This window comes from Streptomyces sp. NPDC056835 (assembly GCF_042789485.1).
In the GTDB taxonomy this organism is placed as follows: Bacteria; Actinomycetota; Actinomycetes; order Streptomycetales; family Streptomycetaceae; genus Streptomyces.
In genome coordinates, this window is the sequence record NZ_JBHUBB010000001.1 from 240,498 (window position 1) to 263,910 (window position 23,413).

At 68.8% G+C, this 23,413-nt stretch carries 25 protein-coding genes and 1 tRNA gene; 9 read left to right on the forward strand and 17 right to left on the reverse strand.

The genetic code is table 11. From position 1 onward, the window contains the following. Nucleotides 1-36: 36 nt before the first annotated feature. Both ACFRMN_RS01100 and ACFRMN_RS01105 read left to right on the forward strand, forming a co-directional pair. Nucleotides 37-492 (forward strand): DoxX family protein, encoded by a 456-nt coding sequence (locus ACFRMN_RS01100; protein WP_383011344.1) that lies wholly within the window; start codon nucleotides 37-39, stop codon nucleotides 490-492. Between the two features lie 210 nt (nucleotides 493-702). Continuing rightward, nucleotides 703-1,347 carry a DedA family protein gene (locus ACFRMN_RS01105; RefSeq protein WP_383011347.1) on the forward strand — a complete coding sequence of 215 codons (645 nt, stop codon included), beginning with the start codon at nucleotides 703-705 and terminating at the stop codon, nucleotides 1,345-1,347. Here ACFRMN_RS01105 and ACFRMN_RS01110 read toward each other — a convergent pair. The 5 genes from ACFRMN_RS01110 to ACFRMN_RS01130 form a co-directional block, all read right to left on the reverse strand. Then, nucleotides 1,344-1,601: a DUF2277 domain-containing protein gene (locus tag ACFRMN_RS01110; protein WP_383011350.1), complete on the reverse strand. Its 258-nt coding sequence runs from the start codon at nucleotides 1,599-1,601 to the stop codon at nucleotides 1,344-1,346. The two genes, ACFRMN_RS01105 and ACFRMN_RS01110, sit on opposite strands and share 4 nt — an antisense overlap. A 144-nt stretch (nucleotides 1,602-1,745) precedes the next feature. Beyond that, on the reverse strand, nucleotides 1,746-2,018 hold the full coding sequence (locus ACFRMN_RS01115; protein WP_030352614.1) for a DUF4873 domain-containing protein: 273 nt from the start codon (nucleotides 2,016-2,018) through the stop codon (nucleotides 1,746-1,748). A gap of 66 nt (nucleotides 2,019-2,084) precedes the next feature. Beyond that, nucleotides 2,085-2,468 carry a VOC family protein gene (locus ACFRMN_RS01120; protein WP_383012021.1) on the reverse strand — a complete coding sequence of 128 codons (384 nt, stop codon included), beginning with the start codon at nucleotides 2,466-2,468 and terminating at the stop codon, nucleotides 2,085-2,087. 104 nt (nucleotides 2,469-2,572) lie between these two features. Then, on the reverse strand, nucleotides 2,573-3,082 hold the full coding sequence (locus tag ACFRMN_RS01125; RefSeq protein ID WP_383011354.1) for a GNAT family N-acetyltransferase: 510 nt from the start codon (nucleotides 3,080-3,082) through the stop codon (nucleotides 2,573-2,575). Nucleotides 3,083-3,169: 87 nt separating this feature from the next. Beyond that, nucleotides 3,170-3,244 (reverse strand) — tRNA-Val (locus tag ACFRMN_RS01130). 235 nt (nucleotides 3,245-3,479) lie between these two features. On the opposite strand from ACFRMN_RS01130, the gene ACFRMN_RS01135 reads away from it, so the two are divergent. The 4 genes from ACFRMN_RS01135 to ACFRMN_RS01150 all read left to right on the forward strand — a co-directional run bounded on the left by ACFRMN_RS01135 (nucleotide 3,480) and on the right by ACFRMN_RS01150 (nucleotide 6,596). Next, nucleotides 3,480-4,253 carry a DUF4097 family beta strand repeat-containing protein gene (locus tag ACFRMN_RS01135; protein ID WP_383011357.1) on the forward strand — a complete coding sequence of 258 codons (774 nt, stop codon included), beginning with the start codon at nucleotides 3,480-3,482 and terminating at the stop codon, nucleotides 4,251-4,253. A 72-nt stretch (nucleotides 4,254-4,325) separates the two neighbouring features. Beyond that, nucleotides 4,326-5,702, forward strand: a complete 1,377-nt coding sequence (locus ACFRMN_RS01140; RefSeq protein ID WP_383011360.1) for a hypothetical protein — start codon at nucleotides 4,326-4,328, stop codon at nucleotides 5,700-5,702. A gap of 66 nt (nucleotides 5,703-5,768) precedes the next feature. Next, nucleotides 5,769-6,329, forward strand: coding sequence for a DUF4383 domain-containing protein (locus ACFRMN_RS01145; protein WP_383011362.1), 561 nt, complete (start codon nucleotides 5,769-5,771; stop codon nucleotides 6,327-6,329). A gap of 48 nt (nucleotides 6,330-6,377) precedes the next feature. Beyond that, entirely contained in the window at nucleotides 6,378-6,596 is a 219-nt protein-coding gene (locus ACFRMN_RS01150) for a zinc ribbon domain-containing protein (RefSeq protein WP_383011365.1), read from the forward strand. Nucleotides 6,597-6,627: 31 nt separating this feature from the next. On the opposite strand, the gene ACFRMN_RS01155 is transcribed toward ACFRMN_RS01150, so the two are convergent. Beyond that, a complete protein-coding gene (locus ACFRMN_RS01155; RefSeq protein WP_383011368.1) occupies nucleotides 6,628-7,272 on the reverse strand; it encodes a response regulator in 645 nt (214 codons plus the stop codon). Next, on the reverse strand, nucleotides 7,263-8,402 hold the full coding sequence (locus ACFRMN_RS01160) for a sensor histidine kinase (protein ID WP_383011371.1): 1,140 nt from the start codon (nucleotides 8,400-8,402) through the stop codon (nucleotides 7,263-7,265). The genes ACFRMN_RS01155 and ACFRMN_RS01160 overlap by 10 nt, the downstream gene beginning before the upstream one ends. A 110-nt stretch (nucleotides 8,403-8,512) precedes the next feature. Between ACFRMN_RS01160 and ACFRMN_RS01165 the strand changes: the two genes are divergently transcribed. Beyond that, a complete protein-coding gene (locus ACFRMN_RS01165; RefSeq protein WP_383011374.1) occupies nucleotides 8,513-9,139 on the forward strand; it encodes a DedA family protein in 627 nt (208 codons plus the stop codon). On the opposite strand, the gene ACFRMN_RS01170 is transcribed toward ACFRMN_RS01165, so the two are convergent. The 3 genes from ACFRMN_RS01170 to ACFRMN_RS01180 all read right to left on the reverse strand — a co-directional run bounded on the left by ACFRMN_RS01170 (nucleotide 9,108) and on the right by ACFRMN_RS01180 (nucleotide 13,662). Next, a complete protein-coding gene (locus tag ACFRMN_RS01170) occupies nucleotides 9,108-9,959 on the reverse strand; it encodes an HAD family hydrolase (protein ID WP_383011377.1) in 852 nt (283 codons plus the stop codon). The genes ACFRMN_RS01165 and ACFRMN_RS01170 overlap by 32 nt on opposite strands. Next, nucleotides 9,956-12,433, reverse strand: coding sequence for a phosphoribosyltransferase (locus ACFRMN_RS01175; RefSeq protein ID WP_383012024.1), 2,478 nt, complete (start codon nucleotides 12,431-12,433; stop codon nucleotides 9,956-9,958). The genes ACFRMN_RS01170 and ACFRMN_RS01175 overlap by 4 nt, the downstream gene beginning before the upstream one ends. A gap of 65 nt (nucleotides 12,434-12,498) precedes the next feature. Continuing rightward, entirely contained in the window at nucleotides 12,499-13,662 is a 1,164-nt protein-coding gene (locus tag ACFRMN_RS01180; RefSeq protein ID WP_383011379.1) for an HpcH/HpaI aldolase/citrate lyase family protein, read from the reverse strand. 188 nt (nucleotides 13,663-13,850) lie between these two features. Here ACFRMN_RS01180 and ACFRMN_RS01185 point away from each other — a divergent pair, with 188 nt between their 5' ends. Then, a complete protein-coding gene (locus tag ACFRMN_RS01185; protein WP_383012027.1) occupies nucleotides 13,851-14,684 on the forward strand; it encodes a TerD family protein in 834 nt (277 codons plus the stop codon). A 62-nt stretch (nucleotides 14,685-14,746) separates the two neighbouring features. Here the strand turns inward: ACFRMN_RS01185 and ACFRMN_RS01190 are convergent, their stop codons facing one another. The 6 genes from ACFRMN_RS01190 to ACFRMN_RS01215 form a co-directional block, all read right to left on the reverse strand. Then, on the reverse strand, nucleotides 14,747-15,487 hold the full coding sequence (locus ACFRMN_RS01190; RefSeq protein ID WP_383011382.1) for a Tellurium resistance: 741 nt from the start codon (nucleotides 15,485-15,487) through the stop codon (nucleotides 14,747-14,749). Nucleotides 15,488-15,647: 160 nt separating this feature from the next. Beyond that, on the reverse strand, nucleotides 15,648-16,787 hold the full coding sequence (locus tag ACFRMN_RS01195; protein WP_383011385.1) for a DUF475 domain-containing protein: 1,140 nt from the start codon (nucleotides 16,785-16,787) through the stop codon (nucleotides 15,648-15,650). A gap of 51 nt (nucleotides 16,788-16,838) precedes the next feature. Next, complete coding sequence (locus tag ACFRMN_RS01200) at nucleotides 16,839-17,414, reverse strand: TerD family protein (protein ID WP_030352591.1); 576 nt, start codon at nucleotides 17,412-17,414, stop codon at nucleotides 16,839-16,841. Between the two features lie 260 nt (nucleotides 17,415-17,674). Beyond that, nucleotides 17,675-18,250 carry a TerD family protein gene (locus ACFRMN_RS01205; RefSeq protein WP_030352590.1) on the reverse strand — a complete coding sequence of 192 codons (576 nt, stop codon included), beginning with the start codon at nucleotides 18,248-18,250 and terminating at the stop codon, nucleotides 17,675-17,677. Nucleotides 18,251-18,482: 232 nt separating this feature from the next. Then, nucleotides 18,483-18,962, reverse strand: coding sequence for a peroxiredoxin (locus ACFRMN_RS01210; protein ID WP_383011388.1), 480 nt, complete (start codon nucleotides 18,960-18,962; stop codon nucleotides 18,483-18,485). 135 nt (nucleotides 18,963-19,097) lie between these two features. After that, on the reverse strand, nucleotides 19,098-19,535 hold the full coding sequence (locus tag ACFRMN_RS01215; protein ID WP_383011391.1) for a DUF3052 domain-containing protein: 438 nt from the start codon (nucleotides 19,533-19,535) through the stop codon (nucleotides 19,098-19,100). 529 nt (nucleotides 19,536-20,064) lie between these two features. Between ACFRMN_RS01215 and aceE the strand changes: the two genes are divergently transcribed. Then, on the forward strand, nucleotides 20,065-22,797 hold the full coding sequence (gene aceE, locus ACFRMN_RS01220; RefSeq protein WP_383011393.1) for a pyruvate dehydrogenase (acetyl-transferring), homodimeric type: 2,733 nt from the start codon (nucleotides 20,065-20,067) through the stop codon (nucleotides 22,795-22,797). Between the two features lie 77 nt (nucleotides 22,798-22,874). On the opposite strand, the gene ACFRMN_RS01225 is transcribed toward aceE, so the two are convergent. Then, nucleotides 22,875-23,249, reverse strand: a complete 375-nt coding sequence (locus tag ACFRMN_RS01225; RefSeq protein ID WP_383011396.1) for a peptidase inhibitor family I36 protein — start codon at nucleotides 23,247-23,249, stop codon at nucleotides 22,875-22,877. Nucleotides 23,250-23,413 lie beyond the last annotated feature (164 nt).

A 23,413-nucleotide genomic window follows, 5' to 3' on the forward strand; every position in this document is an offset into this window, starting at 1 on the left:
CGGTCCAGACCAATGATCGAAGGAGTACAACCCCCCATGTACACACGCCTCAATCATGCCCAGCCCTACGCACTCGGCCTGTTCCGCGTGGTCGTCGGGCTGCTCTTCGCCTGTCACGGCGCCGCTTCGCTCTTCGGGTATTTCGCCAAGGACACCGTCTCCACCGGCGTCTGGCCGGGCTGGTACGCCGCGGTGATCCAGCTCGTGGCCGGGGCCCTCGTACTGCTAGGTCTCGGCACCCGGGTGGCCGCGCTGGTGGCCTCCGGCTCCATGGCGTACGCGTACTTCAACGTGCACCAGGGCGATGGCCTCTTCCCCATAGAGAACAACGGCGAACCCGCGGCCATGTTCTGCTGGGCCTTCCTGCTGATCGTCTTCACCGGGCCAGGGGCGTTCGCCCTGGACCAGCTGTTCGGAGCGCGCGGCTCGCGCGGCTCCGGGGGCGCGTCCGGGGAGGAGAGGCGGGACCGGCGCACGGCCGTGGCCGCCTGATCCGCAGCGGAACCCCGGTGCCCGGACCCCCTGTGGTCCGGGCACCGACGTGTCGAACCCCGGCTGTGCCGGGCCTCCGCCACGTCCTGTGCCGGGCCCGGCCGATCTTCCGCTCCCGCAGACGCGTACGCTGGTCGGCCGCAGCCGCCACCGCCGCTCTCCCCGCGACATCGAGGCGCTGACAACGGGACCGGGCGGGAAGTGACGTAGGTGCTGGAGAGTGTGGGGTCGCTGACGGGCAGCCCATGGATCTACGCCGTCGTGGCCCTCTCCGTACTGTTCGACGTATTCCTTCCGGTGCTGCCCAGCGGCGTTCTGGTGGTCACGGCCGCCACCGCGGCGGCGGCCGGTACGACCACGGTCGTGGGCGCGACGGGCAAGGTGGCACAGGTGCCGGCGGAGGTGCCCTCGCTGCTTGTCCTGATGCTCTGCGCGTTCAGCGCGTCCGTAGTGGGCGATCTGGTCGCCTTCCGGCTCGCCCGGCGCGGCGGCGACCGGCTCGGCCGGGCCATCGCCCGCTCCCGCCGTCTGACCACCGCGCGGGAACGTCTCGGCGGAGCGCTCAGCCGGGGCGGCGGAATCCTGGTCGTCATCGCCCGGTTCGCACCGGCCGGACGCTCGGTGGTCTCCCTGGGCGCGGGCGCCGCCCACCGCGAGGTGAAGGAGTTCCTGCCCTGGTCGGCGCTGGCGGCCGTCGCGTGGACGGGCTACAGCGCGGGCCTCGGCTACTTCGGCGGCCAGTGGCTCGGTACGACCTGGATCGGCGCGGGCGTGTCCGTACTGGCGCTGTTCGCGGCGGGCGCGCTCGCCGCGTACGTCATACGGCGCCCTGGCCCGGTACCGGCGACCGGTTAGGACGCCTGGGCCGCGTCGGCTGCCTGGGGTGCGGTACGGGCCGCTCCTCCCCGGACCTCGATGCCCCGGAGGAGCTTCGTGGTCGACTCCGCGATCTCGGCGACGGCCTGCTCGAAAACCTCGCGATTGTGCGCGGCGGGCGCACGGAAACCGGAGACCTTGCGTACGTACTGGAGGGCGGCGGCCCGGATGTCCTCCTCGGTGGCCTCTTCGGGGAGTACGGGCGGGCGGAGGGTCTTGATGCTGCGGCACATGTGTCCAGTGTGACCGACGCGGTATGCGCCCGTCAGGCCCCCGAACCGGGCGATCCTCGCCCGGTCGGAACCCGGACAGGAACCCGGACGGGAACGCAGTGCCCCGGCTTGGTGCCCTCCGGTTACGTTTGCCCCGTCGCGGTCCTAGAACGGGATCGTGCCGCTCCCCGAAACCCGCAGCCGTCCACTGCCGATGGCCGTATGCGTGGCCACGACGGCGCCTTCCTGGCCGTCGGGGAACCGGATGCGTACGTCTCCGCTGTCCAGCGCCGCACGCAGGGCCTCCCCCGCGTCCCCGGTCTGTACGCTGCCGCCCCACTGGCGCACCTCACCCGACAGGCTCGCGCTCAGTGTGGCCTCGACCGCGATCTCGGAGTCACCGGCGACAAGAGTCGCGGGCCCCTGGTAGTTGCTCATGGCCCCAGTGTGCGCCCACGGGCGCCGGTCCCTCACCATGTCGGCACGCGCGAGCCCCCCGTCCCGTCAGCCGGGGTACTCGCTCAGCTCCACGAGATTGCCGTCGGGGTCGCGTACGTACACGCTGCTGAACGGTCCCAGCGCGCCGGTGCGCTCCACCGGGCCCTCCTCGACCGGGACTCCCTGCGCCGCCAGCTCGGCGATCACCCGTTCGAGTGGGTCCGCGACCACGAAACAGAGGTCCGCGCTGCCCGGGGTCGGCCGCTCGGCCTTGGGCTCGAACTCATGGCCCGCCCGATGCAGATTGATCTTGCTCTGCCCGAAGGCCAGTCCGCGCCGCCCGCCACCGAACGTGACCGGCTCCATACCGAGGACCCGACTGTAGAAATCAACGGTCACATCGAGATCGGCGACGGTGAGAACGAGATGATCAAGACGCTCGACGCGCATACCTGCCACGCACCCAGCGTAGCCGCACGAACCCGCACGGCCCGCCGGCCCCGGCCGACCGGCGGCCCGCCCAGGTCCTGTCCGGACCTAGGTCCTGTCCTGACCTAGCTGACCACGGGGCTGCGGCGCTCGATGAGCTGTACGTCGCGCCAGACCCCGTGATGACGGCCGACGCGCTCGCGGGTGCCGATGATCCGGAACCCCGCGCGCTGGTGCAGCAGCAGACTCACGGCGTTCTCGGGGAAAATGCCGGCCTGAATGGTCCAGATCCCGGCCGCCTCGGTCGAGGCGATCAGCGCGTCGAGCAGCGAGCGCGCGACCCCCTGGCCACGGGCCTCGGGACGGACATAGATGGAATGCTCGACCACCCCGGCGTAGGCGGACCGCCCGGACACCGTGGCAACGGCGACCCAGCCAAGCACCCGTTCGCCGTCCGGCGCCAGTGCGACAAAGCGGTGTTCCGCCAGTTTCCCCGCGTCGAACACGTCCCAGGAGGGGGCCGCCGTTTCGAAGGTCGCGTTGCCCTCGTCGATGCCCGCCTGGTAGATCGCCAGCACCTGCGCGGCATGCACGGCGGTCAGCGGCCGTATGAGGACCCTGGCTCTCGTACTCATGTGAAGGACCGCTTCGGCGACTGGCACATGGCGATCGAGCCCTTCGTCCCTGTTCGTCCGGACCGACTGCGGCCGGTGATGTGTTACTGGTGGGCGCGGACGGTTTCGAACCGCCGACATCTGCTTTGTAAGAGCAGCGCTCTACCCCTGAGCTACGCACCCGTGGATGAGGCAACAGCGTACATGGCCCACCGGGCGCGGCCGCAAACCGTATGCCGGGCGCGGTACCGGAGCGCCCGGCATACGGGGGGTATCCCCACCACGGAGACGGTGGGCGGCCGGATCGGCTCCGGCGGTTTCCGTTCATACGGTGGTGGGACAGCCTGGACGCGCCGAGAGCGATCGGCCCGGAAGGCTCCGGCAGCACTATCAGGACTTCTCTGGGGGACGATTCACCGTGGCCGCACGCCAGCACCGCTCTCGTACGCTTCTCGCCGCCGGCGGAACCCTGCTCGTCGCACTCGCCGTCAGCGGGTGCGGCAGCGCGGACGCCTCCGACGCCCCCGTCGAGACCAAGTCCTTCCCTTTCAAAGGGGAGACGCTGACGGTCGACACCGGCAACGCGGCGGTCGAACTCGTCCCCGCCGATGTGAAGGACATCGAGGTGACCCGGCAGGTCGACGGCTGGGTGTTCATGGGAAGCGGGCCCGACGCCAGCTGGAAGATGACGGACAACACGCTCACGCTCAAGGTGAAGTGCAGGGCGGTCGCGAGCAACTGCGAGTCGCTGCACAAGGTGAAGGTGCCGCGCGGAGTGGCCGTGACGCTCAAGGGCGACAACGGGCGGGTCACCGCCACCGGTTTCACGACCGCTCTGAAACTGACGTCGGACAACGGCGCGCTGACGGTACGGGACTCCAGTGGGCCGCTCGATCTGGAGAGCGACAACGGAAAGATCACCGCGGAGGACGTCTCCGCCGAGACCGTGGCCGCGAAGTCGAGCAATGGAGCCATCCGCCTCGGGCTCACCGTCGTGCCGAACCGCGTGGACGCCATCACGGACAACGGCCGGATCGATATCGATCTGCCCAGCTCGGACACCTCCTACGCGGTGACCACGGCGACCGACAACGGCTCGGTCGATGTCGGCGTACCGACCGACAAGAGCAGCGGCCATGTCCTGAAGGCCCGCACCAGCAACGGGAAGATCACCATCCAAAGCGCGAACTAACCGGCCCGTGTGTTCGTCTCTACCTGGTGGGACAATGAACCAGGCAGGGCGAACTCGGCACGGGAGAGGGATGTGACGGCGACACACGCGCAGCCGCACGCAAGAGCGAAAGCGAAAGCGAGTGCCGTCCGTGATGTCCTCACGCTGATGCTGTTGCCGGTGCCCCTGGTGGTGGCGGCGCTGCCGCTCACCTTCGCCGGCGGGGGTACGCGGCGGTGGTTCGGCGGCCGGGGCGAGAGCCAGCGCGCGGACGCGCAGGCGGCGAAGGACGCCGCGGCGGCCGCTTTCTACGAGCTGGACACGGCCCAGCGCGATCTGCGGATCTCGATAGAGACGATCACGGCGGTGGACAGCTCGCCGGGAGCCCGCAGGGCCGTGGAGGGTTTCGCGGCACTGGGGCAGCGGATCGACGAGGTCAGCCACGGCTATATCGAGGCCGTCGACGCGCACGATCTCGACCGTGACGATCTGGAGCCGTCCGCCGCGTCCAAGGCGCGCAACGAGCTGACAAAGGCCAAGGACGAGCTGATCCGGGTCAAGGGCGATCTCGACCGGTTCGAGCAGGGGCTCGGGCCGCTGCTCGACAAGGCCGAGACACAGTTGGCGCGGCTCGCCCCCGCCGTGGAACGAGCGCGGCAGACACTGCTCGCCGCGAGCAACGCCCTCGACGCGGTGCGCGCCTCGGGGCTGCGGGCGGACGATCTCGCCGCCCGGCTCGCCGCGCTCGCGCCCGATCTGACGAAGCTCAACCAGGGCGCGGGACAGCATGGTGTGACGGAGACGCTCCAGCGGGCCGACCGGGTCCTGCGGGATGCCGAGACCGTACGGGCCGAGGCTGCCCGGCTGCCCGAGCGGGCGCAGGAGATCGACCGCCGGCTGGTGTCTCTCCGTACCCGCGCGCAGGCCCTGACGACCCGGGCAGGGACCGTGGAGCCGGTGCTCAGCGAGCTGCGTCGCCGCTTCACCGCCGCGTGCTGGCAGGACCTTCAGCAGGTCCCCGATCACGCGGCGACCAGCGTTCACCAGGCCGAGGACAAGCTCAAGGAAGCCGCCAAGGCCCGCGATGAGCAGCGGTGGGCCGACGCGACCTCGCTGCTCAGCACCGCGCGGGCGCTGCTGAACGGTACGGACGAGGCGGTTTCCGCCGCCGGTGACCGGCTGCGGCGGCTGAACGCCGTGTCGAAGGACCCGCAGCAGGAGATCGATCGCACGCGGTTCGCGATCCGGGACGCCCAACGGCTGGCCATGACCGGACGGAACACCCCCGAGCCCCGTCACGCGCGTCCGCTGGACCAGTCCGTGGCCAGGCTGGACCGGGCAGTGGCCGCGCTGGAGGGCCGCCATCCCGACTACTGGCACTTCCTGACCGAGACCGAGGCGGTACGGCACACCGTGGCCCAGGTGGTCTCGGAGATCCGCGAGGAGCGGGGCGCCGGGCACGGCGCTTGAGTTGTCCGCCGGTCGCGGTGGGCGGATGCTGGAGTGAAGCACCGCCACCGCCAAAGGAGGCCGCCCATGGCCACGCGAGTGCTCCGTCCGTCGGCCCGGCGGCATGTCAGGCTGGACGAACAGCTCCCCGTCGATCACCGGCTCAACCAGGTCTATCGCGTCGGGGCCGGGCTGATGGGGCTCATCCTGATCGTCTTCGGCATCCTCGGACTGATCGACAAGATCGGTTTCTTCGATACCGGCGGTGCCACGGTCGCGGGCCTGAACACCAATGGCACGCTGAGCGTGCTGTCCATCTGTGTCGGGCTGATCCTTATGCTCGGCATGGTGATCGGCGGAAATACCGCGTCGACCCTGAATATGGTCCTCGGTGTCCTCTTCATCGCCAGCGGATTCGTCAATCTCGCTCTGCTGGACACCAGTTACAACTTCCTCGCCTTCCAACTCCAGAATGTGCTCTTCAGCTTTGTGGTCGGTCTGCTGCTCATGTTCTTCGGGATGTACGGGAGAGTCAGCGGCGGGCTGCCGCACGACAATCCGTACTGGCGGGCCCGCCATCCGGAACAGGCGCAGCGCGAACAGCGCCTCAGGGCCAGGGGCCGTCAGGGCCAGGTGGGCGTCGGCTAGGCCCTGTCCCGGTCGGACAGGACCTGGGCCAGCGCCTAATCTGAGCACATGCCTCGTTACGAGTACCGCTGCCGCCCCTGTGGTGACACCTTCGAGCTCAGCCGGCCGATGTCGGAGTCGGCGGCCCCCGCCTCGTGCCCCGAGGGGCACGACGACACCGTGAAACTGCTCTCCACCGTGGCGGTCGGCGGAACCGCGAAGGGCGGCGCCCCTGCCCCGGCGGCCAGTGGTGGCGGAGGCTGCTGCGGTGGTGGCTGCTGCGGCTGATCCAGCGGGCCCCCGCTGCCCCCGCCCCGGCTCAGGTGCCGAGGTAGCGCAGTACGGCCAGGACCCGGCGGCTGTACCCACTGCTCCCGCTGAGTTCCAGCTTTTCGAAGATCGCGTTGATGTGTTTCTCGACCGCGCTCTGCGAAATGTGCAGCCGCTGGGCGATGGCCGCGTTCGTGTGGCCCTGGGCCATCTCGGCCAGCACCTGGTGTTCTCGCTCACTGAGTGCGGAGAGCGGATGGCTGTGGTTGGACCGGGCCAGCAACTGCCGTACGACCTCGGGGTCGAAGGCCGCCCGGCCCGCCGCGACCCGCTCCAGGGCGTCAAGGAACTCATCCACTTGAACAACACTGTCTTTGAGTAGATAGCCGACTCCTTCCGACTCTCCGGTCATCAGTTCCGTGGCGTAGCGCTTTTCCACATATTGGGAGAGCACGAGCACTCCCACGGCCGGCCAGCGCTCGCGGATCTCCAGCGCTGCCCGTAGCCCCTCGTCGGTGTGTGTGGGTGGCATCCGGACGTCGGCGACGACCACGTCCGGCTGGTCCTTCGCGACCGCCGCAAGCAACGCGTCGCCGTCGGCGACTGAGGCGATCACTTCATGGCCCTCCTCCGCGAGAAGCCGTGCCAGCCCCTCCCTGAGCAGGGTCGAGTCCTCGGCAAGAATTACTCGCATGGGATCTCCGCGGTGATGGTGGTGGGGCCACCGAGCGGGCTCTTGATCTGGAGCAGTCCGTCAAGAGCGGCCACCCGGCGGGCCAGGCCGAACAGTCCGCTGCCCTCGGGGTCGGCGCCGCCGCGCCCGTAGTCCCTGACGCGTATGCGCAGTGTGCGCGCTTCCTCGATCACCTCGACTTCGATATGAGGGGCTTCGGAGTGCTTGACCGCGTTGGTGACGCTCTCCGAGACCACGAAGTAGGCGACATTCGCGGCGGCCTTGCCGGGTTCGTGCTTGAGGACGCATGTCAACCGGACAGGCAGTGGGGACCGTTCCGCGACGGTCTCCAGCGCCGCCCGCAGCCCCGCCTCGTCGAGCACGGTCGGATAGACGCGCCAGGCCACTTCACGTAGTTCGGTCAACGCCTCGCGGCTCTGCTCATGTGCCTGGCGCAGCAGATCGTCGGCGCGCTCGGGGTCACCGCTGCGCCGGGCGCGGCCCAGCAGCATGCCCAGTGCGACAAGCCGCTGCTGCACGCCGTCGTGCAGATCCCGCTCGATACGGCGGCGTTCGTCATGGACGGCGTCCACAACCCCCGCACGGCTGGTGGCCAATTGCTCTATCCGTCGCTCCAACTCCTCCTGGTGGCTGGGGCCGAGGAAGTGCCGGGCCAGCTTCCCTTCGAGCGCGGCGACACCAAAGATCCCCTGTATCGCCAGAAAGAGCAGAAAGAGTCCGCCGAGCATGCCCATCGCGACCGTGCCTGGGTTGCGTATGTCGACTATCACCCAGCCGTAGAGGAAGAACGTCCCGTACACCGCACCGATCATCACCGACAGCAGTACGACCGCGCCGAGCAGTCCGAGCGCCCAGCGCACCGCGAGATAGCGCAGCGCGCCGACCGGTTCGTAGGTGCCGGCGACCCGCTCGCCGAGCAGCGTGCGGAGTCGGTGGCGCTCCATCTCCACCAGTTTCCCCGCGCCGGCCGCGAGCGGGCGCATAACGGCCCGCCGGCCGCGCGGCCAGGCGAGCACGAGCAGCAGCGCGATGCCCGCGAGCAGCGTGAAGAGCAGCTCGATGACGGCCGCACCGCTACCGATCAGAAGTCCTGTCGCGAGTCTCAGCCCGCGTCCCACCACCGCTTTCATGATCAGTCACGCTAGCGGGGCCGCGCGACGGCGCGCATTGCGGAAAACCGCAATGTTCTGTGCGGTCCGCTTCAATGTGCGTTCGGCCGCGGCTGCCTAGCGTTGAACGCATGATCGAAAGCAATGCGGATTCATGGGTCAACAGCCTGATGGACGATCTCGGAGCGCCCGGCGCGGGTATCGCGATCGCGCTGGAGAATCTGTTCCCGCCCCTGCCCAGCGAGGTGATCCTGCCGCTGGCCGGTTTCGCGGCCGGCACGGGCCGGATGAATCTCGTCGCGGCCCTGTTGTGGACCACGGCGGGGTCGGTGGCCGGCGCGCTCGCCCTGTACTGGGCCGGGGCGTTGCTGGGCCGGGAGCGGACGGTCGCCATCGCGGCCCGGCTGCCGCTGGTGAAGGTGAGCGACATAGAGCGGACGGAGGCGTGGTTCGCCCGGCACGGCACGAAGGCGGTGTTCTTCGGCCGGATGATCCCTGTCTTCCGCAGTCTGATATCCGTGCCGGCCGGGATCGAGCGGATGCCGCTCCCGCCCTTTCTGATATTGACCACGCTCGGCAGTGCTCTGTGGAACTGCGTCTTCGTCCTGGCCGGATACGCGCTGGGGGAAGACTGGGAGGAGGTGACGGGTTATGTCTCCACCTATTCGAAGGTGGTGCTGGTGGCGGCGGTGCTCGCGATTCTGGGCTTCGTGGGGGCGCGGCTGGTCAGGCCGGGTCCGGGGCAGCGGCGAGGATGAGGCGCCGAAGAATCTCCTCTCCCGCCGCGACGCCCGTCTGCGCGAGTACGTCAACGTGCGGGGCGTTCCAGCCGCTGTCCGCGAGTTCGCCGTGGCCGGGACGCCAGGCGCGGTCCGCGGCCAGCAGCAGGTCGGCGTCGAGCAGCGAGTCCCCCGCGGCGAGGGTGAGTTCGGCGCCGGTCCTGCGGGCCACCTCGCGCATCGCGGCGCTCTTGGTGAGCGGTCGCGGTACGGCATAGATCTTGCGGCCCTGGAGGGAGACGGTCCAGCCCCGGCCGTCCGCCCATGCGGCGAGTTCCTTGACCCAGCCCTCGGGCAGCAGGGCGCGGTCGACCACGAGATAGGCGAAGAGGTCTTCGGCGATCCGCTCCTTGAGGAGCCACGCGGGGTCGGCGGCGGCGAGCAGATACGCGCGGACCTCGGCGAGAGGAGCGCACTCATCGTCCAGCCGGTCGGCCACCTGGGCCCGCCAGACCGGGTCGGAGACCCCGTCCACCAAGAGATGGCCGCCGTTGGCGCAGATCGCGAACCGCGGTGCGGGGCCCGGCAGATGGATGCGGCCGTACTGCTCGCGGGTGCGGGTCGTCGTCGGTACGAAGACGGTGGTGCGGGCGAGATCGTCGAGCAGTCCGGCGGCCGTCTCGGTCAGATACGACAGTGGTCTGCTCTCGTACACCTCGACGCAGAGCAGCCGGGGGGCTTCGGCGTCCGGCATCGGGAGCTGGAGCGCGGCGGCCGAATAGATCAGGGTGCGGTCGAGATCGCTGGCGACCAGGACCGGCGCCTTCGCGGGAATGTCCGGGGTGTGGGAGAGGGTCACGGCGCGACGACCGCCTTGCCGTCCGCGCCGGTGGCGCCGCGGGTGTATCGCGGATGGATCAGTCCGACACAGGTGTACGGAAGGTCGTCGACCTCCTCGACGGGCACGCCGCGTTGCTCGGCCAGCAGTCGGACATGATCGAGATCGGCGCCCGCGTCGCGCTGGGCGAGGATCTTCCAGGGGACGCGGCGCAGCAGGACGCGGGTGGTCTCGCCGACACCTGGCTTGACGAGGTTCACGTCGCGGATGCCGTACTCCTCACTGATCCGCTCGACGGCAGCCCAGCCCTCCCAGGTGGGCGCGCGGTCCGCCGAGAGCAGTTTCTTGACCTCGGCGTCCACGGCGTGGGTGACCTCGTCGAAGCGGGCGGCGACAGTGTCCAGGAAGTGGCCGGAGACATCGGAGCCGGCGAGTTCGCGATAGTGCTTCGCGCCGTGGAAATCGTTGGGGCCGACCAGATCGGATCGGAGGACGGTACGGGAGATCAGGCCGGAGACAGTCGAGTTGAGACAGGCGGAGGGGATGAGGAAGTCCTCTCGGGTGCCATAGGTCCGCACACAGCCGCCCGGATCGGCGAGGACCGCGATCTCGGGGTTGAAACCGCCGAACGCGTCGAGAGCCTGGGCGAGTTCGCGGGTGATCGCGCCCTTGCCGGTCCAGCCGTCGACGAAGACGACATCGGCGGGGTCATGGTGGGTGGCGAGCCAGCGCAGGGCGTTGGCGTCGATACCCCGGCCGCGCACGATCGAGACCGCGTAGTGCGGCAGGTCCAGGTCGTGCCGGTGCTGGGCCCAGCGGCGCATCAGTACGCCGACCGGCGTGCCGGCGCGGGCCAGCGAGACCAGGACGGGGCGGGGGGAGCGCTCGGCGAGCACCGTCTCGGTGACGGTGCCGACGGCCCGCGCGATCCGGGCCGCCGAGGTCTCCAGGGCGGCTTTGAAGAGCTCCTGGTACTGGGCGCTCGGCTGGTATTCGACGGGAAGGGATTCGGCGTAGTGCGCGCCACCGTTCTGTATCGCCTCCTCGCGCTCCTCCGTCGGGGCCTCCAGCTCCACCTCGGACAGGTCCTGGAGGAGCCAGCCCACATCGTCGGGCGCGTAGGAGGAGAAGGCGGGGCCGCGGAGAGGCTCGGGCAGCATGGAGGGTTCCTGCCGTTCGGGGGCGTGCGAGGAGCGCGGGGGATGCGCGGAGGGGGGGAGGTATGAGGGGATCACGGCGAGAACCACCCGGGGTATGTGGGCGGCGAGCTGGGCCAGCAGACCGCCGGGGGCGTGCAGCTCGGGAGAATCGGCCAGGGAGTCGACGACCGCCACGACACCATCAAAACCGGCGTCCGCGACGTTGTAGGCATATCGGTCTCCGGTGCCGTCCCCGTCGGGGAAGGCCGCGGTGTCATGGGCAGGGAAGACGAGGCGGCTGCGGATCGCGTACCCCGGGTCGTTCACCGCCAGCACCGGTGACCGCGTGGTGGTGGAGTACCTCACCTCGGCGTCGCTGGAGCGTTCCAGCGCTTCGGCGAGCCTCAGGGGGGCGTACATCAGTTCCTCGAAGCCGAGGACGAGGACGCGCCGGGCGTCGCCCAGCTTGGCGGCCGCCTCGGCCGCCATGGCGGGCAGCGCGGCTTCCAGGGCGGCCCGGTGGGCGGGGGTGAAGCCATGGCGGCCCCCGTCGGGGACTCCGGCCGGCCACTCCAGGGCCATGCGAGTCACGCCGGTCGCGTGGGCCGTCGGCGCCCCGGGGGCCGGGGTGCGGTCCATGGGGCGTGGCGCGGGGGCCCCGGTCTCGTGCTCCGCCACCAGCGCCCGGCCCTTCTCCAGGACGCCGTCCGGAAGCCGGACCGTGCCGGAGGCCAGGGTGACCAGGTCGACGCGGGCCCCGATCTCCCGGGCGAACTCCGCCAGCCGGCCCTGGTCGGCCGCCGAGCGCATATCGACCAGGGCAACGATGACGTACCGGGTTCGGGGGTAGCGCTCATGGAGGGTGCGGATGGTGTTGAGGATGGTGTTGCCGGTGGAGAACTCATCGTCGACGAGGACCAGCGGGCCGTCGGAGGAGAGCAGCTTCGGGTCTTCGGGGAGCAGCAGATGGGAGGTGGCGTGCGAGTGCGACTCCTCGAAGCCGCCCGCCCTCGCGACACCCGGGACCGGGCGCCGGGTGGAGTGGAGATACGGAGCGTGACGCACCCCGTCGGCGACCGAGTGGCCGAGTCCGGTCGCGGTCTCCGCATAGCCGAGTACCACGGCGCGGTCCACATCCGCGCCGAGCAGTTCGCGTACGCGCTCGCCCAGCTCGACGCCCGTTCCATGGACGACCCCGGGGTGCTGCGGGACGTGTTTGCCCAGCACATTCGAGACAAGGAGGTGGGCCCGCCTGGGGTTGCGGCGCAGCGCCAGGCCCAGCAGATCCCGCAGACCCTCGCCGCCGGCGAGTTCGACGCCGAGCCGCTCGGTGACCCATGTGCCCGACCACACCATAGTGACGATCTCTTCCTTCGACGACGGTCCGGCCTGCCCGGTCCGAGTGGTCTGTTCCACGGCGCTCACGCGGCGAGACCGGCGGTAAGCAGCTCCACGAAGCCGACGTCCTCCCGGGCGACGCCGAAGACCTCGGCCCGCAGAAGGGTGCGCTCGGCCCAGGCGCGGTGAGGCTTCACCTCATTCATCTTGTTCGTATACGCGGAGCGCAGCACCCCGCCCCCGTCGCGTTCCGGCCGCAGGATGTCCTGGGCGTCACTGAACTCCTCATGGCTGACCACGGACAGTGCGTGGACCGGCGGGACATGGGAGGGGTGGATGCAGGTCTTGCCGAGCAGTCCATTGGCCCGGTCCAGCTCGATCTCGCGGAGCAGTCCGTCGAGGTCGTGCTCGATCAGGGCGGTACGCAGCTCCTCGGCCCGGCCCTCAAGGAACGGGCTGCGCCGCAGCTGGGGCTTGAACATGCGCTCCTGGAGCCGGAAGTACTCCCAGACCGGGCCGGTGATCGTGAAGCCCGAGCCATCGGCACGTCCGAGCACATTCACCACGTCCGCGATGACCCCGGCCACGATGCGTACGTCGTACGCCGTCATATCGGGCGACCGGCGCAGGCCGTACGCCGAGCAGAAGTCGGTCACGCCCAGTCGCAGCGCGAGTACGCGGTCGCGGTACTTGTCGACGGCGGTCGCGATCCCGGTGAGTGTCCGGGTCCTGGTCTCCAGATGCAGCAGTTCGGGCGATTCCAGCACCGGCATCGCGTAAAGCGTGCGGCCACATCCGCTCTCCGCTTCCGCGAGCGCCTCCAGGAAGGCCGTCCCGCGCTCCTCGGTGAACTTGGGGAGTACGAATCCGGACAGCAGCCGGATCGAGTCACCAAGCCGCCGGACCAGGTCGGGTATCTGCCCCGGCTCACGGACGCGGATGAAGAGCAGCGGCGTCGCGACGCGCCGCTCGGCGAGGTCGGCGAACTGCCGCACAAGATTGGCCTCGGCGTCCTCGACCTCGGCGTCATGGATGGAATCCTCCAGGCAGAGCACCATGGAGACGACCCCGCGCCCGGCCTGCTTCAGCACGTCGTCGGCGAGCCGCGGCCGGGTGGCCGGGCTGTAGAGCGTGGCCCCGAGAGCGGCCGAGAGCAGCCGGGCGGGCGAGTCAGCGGTGAACTCGCACGGCTCCTGATGGAACAGAGCCTGTCGAGCAGCGGTCGGGATATGCCCGAAATGACGCATGTGAATCCCCCGTACTGCCGAAATGGCCCGTCGGTCATGTGGCCGGTAATAGTACGTATGGGCGGGTGTCAAGAGTTCCCCCGATACATGAAATCCTGGTTACTCGTCCGCTTCTCGTCCATGGCTCGGACGGAGCGGATCTGGGCCCGCGTTGTCCCCGCGGGCGGCGGGAAGGCAGGATGGCAGCTATGACGCACGCGATGCTCAAGGGCTCGAACGTCCCCCTCGATGCCATGGCCGTACGAGCCGTGCTGCGCTGGTCCCCGGGCACCGGGGTCCCGGATGTGGACGCCTCCGCCCTGCTGCTCGGGCACGACGGCCGGGTCCGCTCCGACGAGGACTTCGTCTTCTACAACCAGCCGCGCCATCCCTCGGGGCTGGTGCGCCGGCTGCCGAAGAAACAGGTCGGAGACGAGCTGACCGACACCGTCGAGGCCAATCTCACGGCGCTCGACCCCTCGGTCGACCAGGTGGTGCTCGCGGCCTCCTCCGACGGTGCGAGCTTCCAGCATGTGACAGATCTGCGGATCCTGCTCTACGACGCGGCGGCGGCCGACGGCGAGCCGCTGGCCGCTTTCGATGTCCGGCCGGAGACCGGCGAGGAGACCGCGATCATCTGCGGCGAGCTGTACCGGCGCGGGGGCGGCTGGAAGTTCCGCGCGGTGGGTCAGGGATATCCGAGCGGTCTGGACGGTCTGGCCACCGCGTTCGGCATTCTGGTCGACGAGACGGAAGAAAACGTCGACGACCGGACGCCCGATGCCCAGGAAGACGCCACCGTGGCCGCGGAGAGGCCGCTGCCGCCTCCCCCGCCCCTGCCTCCCACCCGGCCGGTCGCCCAGCCCGCGTACGGGTATCCACAGCCTCCCCTGCCGTCGGCCCAGCCGCCGTACGGCTATCCCCAGCCGGTATCGCCCCCGCGGCCCGCGTACGGCTATCCGCAGCCGGCCGCGGCCGCCGCGCCCGCCCCAGATCCGAACTTCCGGCTGCCCCCCATGGGGCCGCAGTTCATCCGCCCGTAGAAGGCGGTACGGACCCCGGTGCCGGTACGGACCCCGGTGCCAGTACGGCCACCGGGACCGGTTCAGGTCTTCGTCTTGTAGCCACGCCCCCACTGGAGCCCCCAGCCGTACAGCCGGTCCAGCTCCGCCTGGAAGCCGTAGACGAACTTCACCTCGCGGCGCACCACCAGGTCGCCCTTGACGTTCTCCACCGAGAACACCGCGCAGGAGCGGGCCTGCGGCGCGTGCTCGTCGAGTTCGATCTCGATGCGCGGGCCATTGCTGGGGTACAGCGTCACATGCGCGCGCGTACGGTCGAAGGCCGGCGTCTGGTCGTAGATGTAGACGAAGAACAGCAGCCGCTTGATCGACTCCCGGTGGTCGAGATTGACATAGACGGTCTCGCCCGAGGCGGCGCCGAACCGGTCGTCGCCGCTGAGTTTGATGTACGGAGGATCGTTCAGATCGCCGAGGAAGTTGCCCAGCGGCTGGACCACGCCCTTGCTGCCGTCGGTCAGCTCGTACATGCAGCCGAGGTCGAGGTCCACGTTGACCATGCCCTGCGTATGGGCCTGCACCACCTCGGGCTTGAAGAGCTTGAGCGGGTTCGACAGCAGCCGCCCGCTCTGCCTGGAGCGTCCCTCGATATCGGAGGTGCGCATCTGCCAGGAGAGGTTCACCCGCAGATTGCCGGTGGCCGCGCCCTGCTTGGTGAGCGAAACCGTCGGCCGCCGCTTGGTCAGCTCGATGGAGTTGGACGCGGCATTGCCCGAATCGAATTGCGTTGCCCTTTGTCCCTGCCACAGGTTGTCCCAGAAGGCCATGCCCACCCCACCCCTGTCGTCAACTCGCCAACTTCACATGGAAGAACGGGGCGGCCGGCAGGCTTGCGCCTCTCGGCCGCCCCGTTCAGAGCGTTCCCTGATTACCCTCCGCGTCACCCTCCGGAGGACCGGCTCACCAAAGGCTCACCGGAGCACCGGCTCAGACCTGGACCGCCGCCTTGTCGTCGTCCGGGTCCTTGTCGCCCTCCCCGGCCACGAGCGCCTTGTTGCGGCGTACCGAGGACCAGAACGAGGCGGCGATGAGAATCACGCCGATCAGGCCGGTGATGATCTCGTTGATCGAGTGCTCGATGGTGATCAGCAGGATCGCGGCGAGCGCGCCGATCGCGTAGTGCGCGCCGTGCTCCAGGTAGACGTAGTCGTCCAGGGTCCCCTGGCGGACCAGGTAGACCGTGAGCGAACGTACGTACATCGCGCCGATACCGAGACCCAGGGCCATCCAGAAGATCTGGTTCGTGATGGCGAAGGCGCCGATGACACCGTCGAAGGAGAAGGACGCGTCCAGGACCTCCAGGTAGAGGAAGAGGAAGAACGCGGCCTTGCCGGCGAGACCGATCGCGGAGACCTGCTTGCCCTCGGCCTTGGCCTTCTCCTCCGCTTCGTGCTCCTGCTCCTCCTGCTCCTCCAGCCGGTTCTCGAAGAAGCCCGAGAGACCACCGACGACGAGGTACGTGACCAGACCGGCGACCCCGGCGAGCAGCACGGTGGCCGACTTGTCCTGGTAGCCGGTGCTGGTGTGGGCGTTGGTGGCGAAGGTCAGCGCGGTGACGAGCAGCACGATCAGCGCGACGCAGACCGACAGCATGTCGACCTTGCCGAGCTTGGCCAGCGGACGCTCCAGCCAGCCCAGCCACTTGATGTCCCGCTCCTCGAAGATGAAGTCGAGGAAGATCATCAGCAGGAACATACCGCCGAAGGCGGCGATGCCCGGGTGGGCGTCGGTGACCAGCGCCTCGTACCGGTCGGGGTTGTCCAGCGCGATCTGGACGGCCTCGATGGGCCCGACCTTGGCGCTGATGGCGACGATCACGACGGGGAAGACCAGTCGCATACCGAACACCGCGATGAGGATGCCGACGGTGAGGAAGATCTTCTGCCAGAAGGCATTCATCTTCTTCAGGACCCCGGCGTTGACGACCGCGTTGTCGAAGGACAGCGAGATCTCAAGGATGGACAGGATCAGTACGATCCCGAACGCCTCCCACCCCCACTGCCAGGCCGCGAAGGCGAGGCCGAGCGCCGTGATGGCGAACGACCAGCCGAAGGTTTTCAGGATCACTGGCTACCCCATCTGGTGATTAACGGGTTTTCCCCCGCGCAGCGCACTGCTTTACGAAACGTTGACCCCGAAGTCTAGAGCGATGCCTCGCAGCCCCGACGCGTACCCCTGTCCCACGGCCCTGAACTTCCACTCGGCGCCATAGCGGTAGAGCTCGCCGAAGATCATCGCGGTTTCGGTGGAGGCGTCCTCGCTGAGGTCGTAGCGGGCGAGCTCCTGACCGTCGGCCTGGTTGGCCACCCGGATGAAGGCGTTGCTGACCTGCCCGAACGTCTGACCCCGATTGTCGGCGTCATGGATCGAGACAGGAAAGACGATCTTGTCGCAGTGGGCAGGCACCTTGGAGAGGTCGACCAGCAGGGATTCGTCGTCGCCTTCGCCCTCACCGGTCAGATTGTCACCGGTGTGTTCGACGGATCCGTCCGGGCTGGTCAGATTGTTGTAGAAAATGAACCATTCGTCGCCGAGCACCCGGCCCGACTGGCAGAGAAGCGCGCTGGCGTCGAGGTCGAAGTCGGCTCCGGTGGTGGAGCGCGCGTCCCAGCCGAGCCCTACCAACACCTGGGTGAGGTTGGGTGCGGCCTTGGAGAGGGAGACATTGCCTCCCTTGGCGAGTGTGACGCCCATGATGGTGAGTCCTCCCCGAGATGATGTGCTGCCGTCCTGCGGGCGGAACGCGCCTGACGTCCTGCCCATTCAAACCCTGTTCATGCGGCTCGTTCCCGTACCGGTGCGTACCGGCCCGCGACCGGCCCGCCTGCGTACCGGTCCGTATCCGGGTTCACGTGCGGGTACGAGTGCGAGACGCGTACGGCGCCGCACTGGGGCGTGCGGCGCCGTGCTCGAAGATACCCAGGCTCTGTCCGGTGGGGACAGGGCCCGGCGGTTCAGACGTTGACGCCGAAGTCCTGCGCGATACCGCGCAGGCCCGAGGCGTACCCCTGGCCGATGGCACGGAACTTCCACTCCGCGCCATTGCGGTACAGCTCGCCGAAGACCATGGCGGTCTCCGTCGAGGCGTCCTCGCTCAGGTCGTACCGGGCGAGTTCATTGTTGTCGGCCTGGTTGACCACGCGGATGAACGCGTTGCGCACCTGGCCGAAGGACTGCTGGCGGCTCTCCGCCTCGTAGATCGAGACGGGGAATACGATCTTCTCCACATCGGCGGGGACCGCGGCCAGATTGACCTTGATCGCCTCGTCGTCGCCCTCGCCCTCACCGGTGAGGTTGTCACCGGTGTGCTCGACGGATCCGTCGGGGCTCTTGAGGTTGTTGAAGAAGATGAAGTTCCCGTCGACGGCGACCTTGCCCTCGGCGTTCGTCAGCAGGGCGCTGGCGTCGAGGTCGAAGTCACTGCCGGTGGTGGTACGGACGTCCCAGCCCAGACCCACGGTGACCGCGGTCAGGTTGGGCGCGGCCTTGGTCAGCGAGACGTTTCCGCCCTTGCTGAGGCTGACTCCCACGAGTCCTCCCTTTGGTTTCTCGGGGCCGGCGGCCCGGCTCGGCGGCTGCTGCCGCGGGTCGCGCGTCCCCTGAGGCGTTGGCATCGGATCAACGACTGGATCCTAGTGACCGGTTCCCCGTTGCTGTGCGATTTCGGGGGGCCGGTCCGGATTCCGCGGACCGTCCTGAGCCCCGACCGGCCTGAGCCCTGACCGCCCTGAACCCCGACCGGCCGGAACCGGAGCCCACCGGTCAGAGCGCGGCGAGCGCCTTGACATACTCGTCGAGGTCCCTGGCGTCCGGCAGGCCATTGACGACCGTCCAGCGCACGACGCCGTCCTTGTCGATGATGAAGGTCCCGCGCACCGCGCACCCCTTCTCCTCGTCGAAGACTCCGTACGCGCGCGAGACCTCGCCGTGCGGCCAGAAGTCCGACAGCAGCGGGTACTCCAGGCCCTCCTGCTCGCCGAAGACGCGCAGGGTGTGGATGGAGTCGTTCGAGACGGCGAGCAGCTGGGTGTCCTCGTTGACGAACGAGGGAAGCTCGTCGCGCAGAGCGCACAGCTCACCGGTGCACACACCGGTGAAGGCGAAGGGGTAGAAGAGCAGTACCACGTTCTTCCCGCCGTCCGCACCGTCCTCGGACCGGCGGAAGTCGGACAGTCGCACGGTCCGCCCGTGGTTGTCCTTCAGTTCGAAGTCCGGGGCGGGGGCGCCGACCTCGATCGCCATGGGTGCACGTCCTTTCAAGGGCTGTGACTGTCTCCCGACCACCCTACGCACAGGGCCCCCGCCGATCGGAGTCGGCGGGGGCCCTCAAGGCCGCTTGCTTTCGGCTGCTGCGTCTTGCGCGCTCGGCGCTCGGAGTCAGCGCTTGGTCTTCGCCGCCTTGGGGGTGACGAGACGGCCGCCGGTCCAGTCCTTGCCGGCGCTCACGCTCTTGGTCTGGGACAGGCCCGAGGTCTGGGCCGCCTCGCTGATGTCGCTCGGTTCGACGTAGCCGTCACGGCCGGTCTTGGGCGTCAGCAGCCAGACCACTCCGCCGTCTTCGATCAAACCGATGGCGTCCACCAGCGCGTCCGTAAGGTCGCCGTCCTCGTCACGGAACCACAGGACGACAGCGTCGGCCACGTCCTCGTAGTCCTCGTCGACAAGGTCCTGGCCGATGACGGCCTCGATGGACTCGCGGAGCTCCTGGTCGACGTCGTCGTCGTAGCCGAGCTCCTGGACCACCTGTCCGGGTTCGAACCCAAGCCGTGCGGCGAGGTTGGTTCGTTCCTCCGCGTGGTCCGCGGTCGCGCTCACGGATTGCCTCCTGATCATGTTTCGGATAAATGCTTCGGCCGCGCGTACGCGGGGCATTGGCCATTGTCCACACGGGCGGGGCGGATCGCGCAAGTACCCGGCCGCCGAGACCGCCGAAACGGTGACGTTCCGGGGTCCTTCGCCGCATCTCCTGCCACTTCGACCTCGCACCCTGTGACGCAGGCCGTCCGTTTTCTCATCCTCTGCCATGTTATGCCGCTTCGGTACGTCAATCAGGCCCGAACGACCGAACGAAACGCATGGACGGAGTGGGCGTAAGGTTGCGATTTGACCGGTGCGGAAGCCGGACTCGGGCGCGGTATTTTCCGCGGAGTACCGGGTTACCCCTCGGTAGAGATGACGTTTCAGCCGCCGCGGTACACGATGGAGGCGGCGTACGTGCCCGTGCCCCGGGGGGCTCCGGTGAGACACCCCGGATCCCGGGCCCGCGTAGCAGCAGTAACCCGACGGCGTGCACCGCAACGAACGCGTGCAGGGCACGATACGACCCAAACAGCGAAGGAAAAGCGTGGCTTCCGGATCCGATCGCAACCCGATCATCATTGGCGGCCTTCCCAGCCAGGTCCCGGACTTCGATCCCGAAGAGACACAGGAGTGGCTCGACTCGCTCGACGCCGCTGTCGACGAGCGCGGCCGTGAACGCGCCCGCTACCTGATGCTCCGGCTGATCGAGCGCGCACGCGAGAAGCGTGTGGCTGTGCCGGAGATGCGCAGCTCGGACTACGTCAACACCATCGCCACCAAGGACGAGCCGTTCTTCCCCGGCAACGAGGAGATCGAGCGCAAGATCCTCAACGCGACCCGCTGGAACGCGGCCGTGATGGTGTCGCGCGCGCAGCGCCCGGGGATCGGCGTCGGCGGCCATATCGCCACCTTCGCCTCCTCCGCATCCCTCTACGACGTGGGCTTCAACCATTTCTTCCGGGGCAAGGACGGCGGTGACGGCGGCGACCAGATCTTCTTCCAGGGCCATGCCTCCCCCGGTATCTACGCCCGCGCCTTCCTGCTCGACCGGCTCAGCGAGACGCAGCTCGACGCGTTCCGCCAGGAGAAGTCGAAGGCCCCTTACGGACTGTCCAGCTATCCGCACCCGCGGCTGATGCCGGACTTCTGGGAGTTCCCGACCGTCTCGATGGGCCTCGGCCCGCTCGGCGCGATCTACCAGGCCCGGATGAACCGCTATATGGAGGCGCGCGGCATCGCCGACACCTCCGCCTCGCATGTCTGGGCGTACCTCGGCGACGGCGAGATGGACGAGCCCGAGTCGCTGGGCCAGTTGTCCATCGCCGCCCGTGAGGGCCTGGACAATCTGACCTTCGTCGTGAACTGCAATCTCCAGCGTCTCGACGGCCCGGTGCGCGGCAACGGCAAGATCATCCAGGAGTTGGAGTCGCAGTTCCGCGGGGCCGGCTGGAATGTCATCAAGCTGGTCTGGGACCGCTCCTGGGACCCGCTGCTCGCGCAGGACAGGGACGGCGTACTGGTCAACCGGCTGAACACCACGCCGGACGGGCAATTCCAGACGTACGCCACCGAGACCGGCGCGTATATCCGTGAACACTTCTTCGGCGACGACCAGCGGCTGCGTGCCATGGTCGAGAACATGACCGACGACCAGATCCTGCATCTGGGCCGCGGCGGTCACGACCACAGGAAGGTCTACGCGGCGTACGCGGCGGCCAAGGCCCACAAGGGCCAGCCGACGGTGATCCTGGCGCAGACCGTCAAGGGCTGGACGCTGGGGCCGAACTTCGAGGGCCGCAACGCGACCCACCAGATGAAGAAGCTGACGGTCTCCGACCTGAAGGGCTTCCGCGACCGGCTGCACCTGCCGATCACGGACAGGGAGCTGGAGGACGGCGCGCCGCCGTACTACCACCCCGGCCGGGACTCGGAAGAGATCCAGTACATGCACGACCGCCGTAAGTCGCTGGGCGGGTACGTACCGACCAGGGTCGTACGGGCGAAGCCGCTGAACCTGCCCGGGGACAAGACCTACGCGTCGGTGAAGAAGGGCTCCGGCACGCAGTCGATCGCCACCACCATGGCGTTCGTCCGGCTGCTCAAGGACCTGATGCGGGACAAGGAGATCGGCAGGCGCTTCGTGCTGATCGCCCCCGATGAGTACCGCACGTTCGGTATGGACTCGTTCTTCCCGAGCGCCAAGATCTACAACCCGCTGGGCCAGCAGTACGAGTCCGTGGACCGTGAGCTGCTGCTCGCGTACAAGGAGTCGCCGACCGGCCAGATGCTGCACGACGGCATCTCCGAGGCGGGCTGCACGGCCTCGCTCATCGCGGCGGGCTCGGCGTACGCCACCCATGGCGAGCCGCTGATCCCGGTCTATGTCTTCTACTCGATGTTCGGTTTCCAGCGCACCGGCGACCAGTTCTGGCAGATGGCCGACCAGCTCGCGCGTGGGTTCGTACTGGGCGCGACCGCCGGACGTACGACTCTGACCGGTGAGGGGCTTCAGCACGCGGACGGCCATTCGCATCTGCTGGCCTCGACCAACCCGGGCTGCGTCGCGTACGACCCGGCCTACGGCTTCGAGATCGCGCATATCGTCCAGGACGGTCTGCGCCGGATGTACGGCCCCGACAGCGAGGACATCTTCTACTACCTCACCGTCTACAACGAGCCGATCCAGCACCCCGCCGAGCCCGCCGATGTGGATGTGGAGGGCATCCTCAAGGGGATCCACCGCTACAGGCGCGGCGAGCGGGGCTCGATCCCGGCGCAGATCCTGGCGTCCGGCGTGGCCGTGCCATGGGCGCTGGAGGCACAGCGGATCCTCGCCGAGGAGTGGAACGTACGGGCCGATGTCTGGTCGGCGACGTCCTGGAACGAGCTGCGCCGTGAGGCCGTCGAGGTGGAGCGGCACAATCTGCTGCACCCGGAGGAGGACCAGCGCGTTCCGTATGTCACCCGGAAGCTGTCCGGCGCCGAGGGACCGTTCGTGGCGGTCTCCGACTGGATGCGATCGGTACCGGACCAGATCTCGCGCTGGGTGCCCGGCACGTACCAGTCGCTGGGCGCGGACGGCTTCGGCTTCGCGGACACGCGCGGCGCGGCCCGTCGCTTCTTCCACATCGACGCGGAGTCGATCGTGCTCGGCGTGCTCACCGAGCTGGCCAAGGAGGGCAAGGTCGACCGTTCGGTGCTGAAGCAGGCGGTGGACCGCTACCAGTTGCTGGACGCCTCGGCGGCCGACCCGGGCGCGGCCGGCGGCGACGCCTGACGGCTCACCGCGTGTGAGGCGGGAGGAGGGCGGCGGGACCCATCGGTTCCGCCGCCCTTCGCCCTTTCGCACTCCGATCAGCGCTCCCAGATCTTGAAGGCCCGTACCCGGTACGGCGACCGCGGCATCCAACTGCCCTTGCCCGGATATGTCTCGAACTCCCCTGTCTCCGCGCACTCGGCGGACTGATAGGTGGTCACGTTCCGTCCCGTCCGGTTGGCCAGTGACTGCGCGCTGGTGCCCGCCGGAAGCGGCACACAGCTGTCGATATCGGTGGCCGACAGCTCGTGCGTCTGCCGCGCGCCCCGGAAGTCCTCCTTCTGCCAGAGGCACAACTCGCCGGTGGCGCAATCACCGAGGCGGGGCGGCGCCGCCTCGGCGACGGTCGCCGGCAGCAGGGCGGCGACGGCCAGCGCCCCGGCGGACATGGCTGTGAGTGTGGTCTTGCGCATATGAATCGGTCCCCGTGTGTGGTGCGAAGTCGGTCAACCACACTCTGACCTGCGGAACTTGGCCACGGGAAGGGGGCGCGGCAGCCTCCACCCGGATAGGCGACAGCCCCGCCGGAACCTTCCGGCGGGGCTGTCGCGGGCGCTGAGTTGACGTGGGGTCAGCC

Bases quoted from the DNA above. Each gene is read 5' to 3' on its own strand.
- ACFRMN_RS01110 (WP_383011350.1), bottom strand. From the start codon at position 1,601: ATGTGCCGCAGCATCAAGACCCTCCGCCCGCCCGTACTCCCCGAAGAG.
- ACFRMN_RS01115 (WP_030352614.1), bottom strand. From the start codon at position 2,018: ATGAGCAACTACCAGGGGCCCGCGACTCTTGTCGCCGGTGACTCCGAG.
- ACFRMN_RS01225 (WP_383011396.1), bottom strand. From the start codon at position 23,249: ATGCGCAAGACCACACTCACAGCCATGTCCGCCGGGGCGCTGGCCGTC.
- ACFRMN_RS01185 (WP_383012027.1), top strand. From the start codon at position 13,851: ATGACGCACGCGATGCTCAAGGGCTCGAACGTCCCCCTCGATGCCATG.
- ACFRMN_RS01165 (WP_383011374.1), top strand. From the start codon at position 8,513: ATGATCGAAAGCAATGCGGATTCATGGGTCAACAGCCTGATGGACGAT.
- ACFRMN_RS01100 (WP_383011344.1), top strand. From the start codon at position 37: ATGTACACACGCCTCAATCATGCCCAGCCCTACGCACTCGGCCTGTTC.
- ACFRMN_RS01120 (WP_383012021.1), bottom strand. From the start codon at position 2,468: ATGCGCGTCGAGCGTCTTGATCATCTCGTTCTCACCGTCGCCGATCTC.
- ACFRMN_RS01175 (WP_383012024.1), bottom strand. From the start codon at position 12,433: ATGGTGTGGTCGGGCACATGGGTCACCGAGCGGCTCGGCGTCGAACTC.
- ACFRMN_RS01200 (WP_030352591.1), bottom strand. From the start codon at position 17,414: ATGGGCGTCACACTCGCCAAGGGAGGCAATGTCTCCCTCTCCAAGGCC.
- ACFRMN_RS01125 (WP_383011354.1), bottom strand. From the start codon at position 3,082: ATGAGTACGAGAGCCAGGGTCCTCATACGGCCGCTGACCGCCGTGCAT.
- ACFRMN_RS01190 (WP_383011382.1), bottom strand. From the start codon at position 15,487: ATGGCCTTCTGGGACAACCTGTGGCAGGGACAAAGGGCAACGCAATTC.
- ACFRMN_RS01150 (WP_383011365.1), top strand. From the start codon at position 6,378: ATGCCTCGTTACGAGTACCGCTGCCGCCCCTGTGGTGACACCTTCGAG.
- ACFRMN_RS01155 (WP_383011368.1), bottom strand. From the start codon at position 7,272: ATGCGAGTAATTCTTGCCGAGGACTCGACCCTGCTCAGGGAGGGGCTG.
- ACFRMN_RS01160 (WP_383011371.1), bottom strand. From the start codon at position 8,402: ATGAAAGCGGTGGTGGGACGCGGGCTGAGACTCGCGACAGGACTTCTG.
- ACFRMN_RS01145 (WP_383011362.1), top strand. From the start codon at position 5,769: ATGGCCACGCGAGTGCTCCGTCCGTCGGCCCGGCGGCATGTCAGGCTG.
- ACFRMN_RS01180 (WP_383011379.1), bottom strand. From the start codon at position 13,662: ATGCGTCATTTCGGGCATATCCCGACCGCTGCTCGACAGGCTCTGTTC.
- ACFRMN_RS01210 (WP_383011388.1), bottom strand. From the start codon at position 18,962: ATGGCGATCGAGGTCGGCGCCCCCGCCCCGGACTTCGAACTGAAGGAC.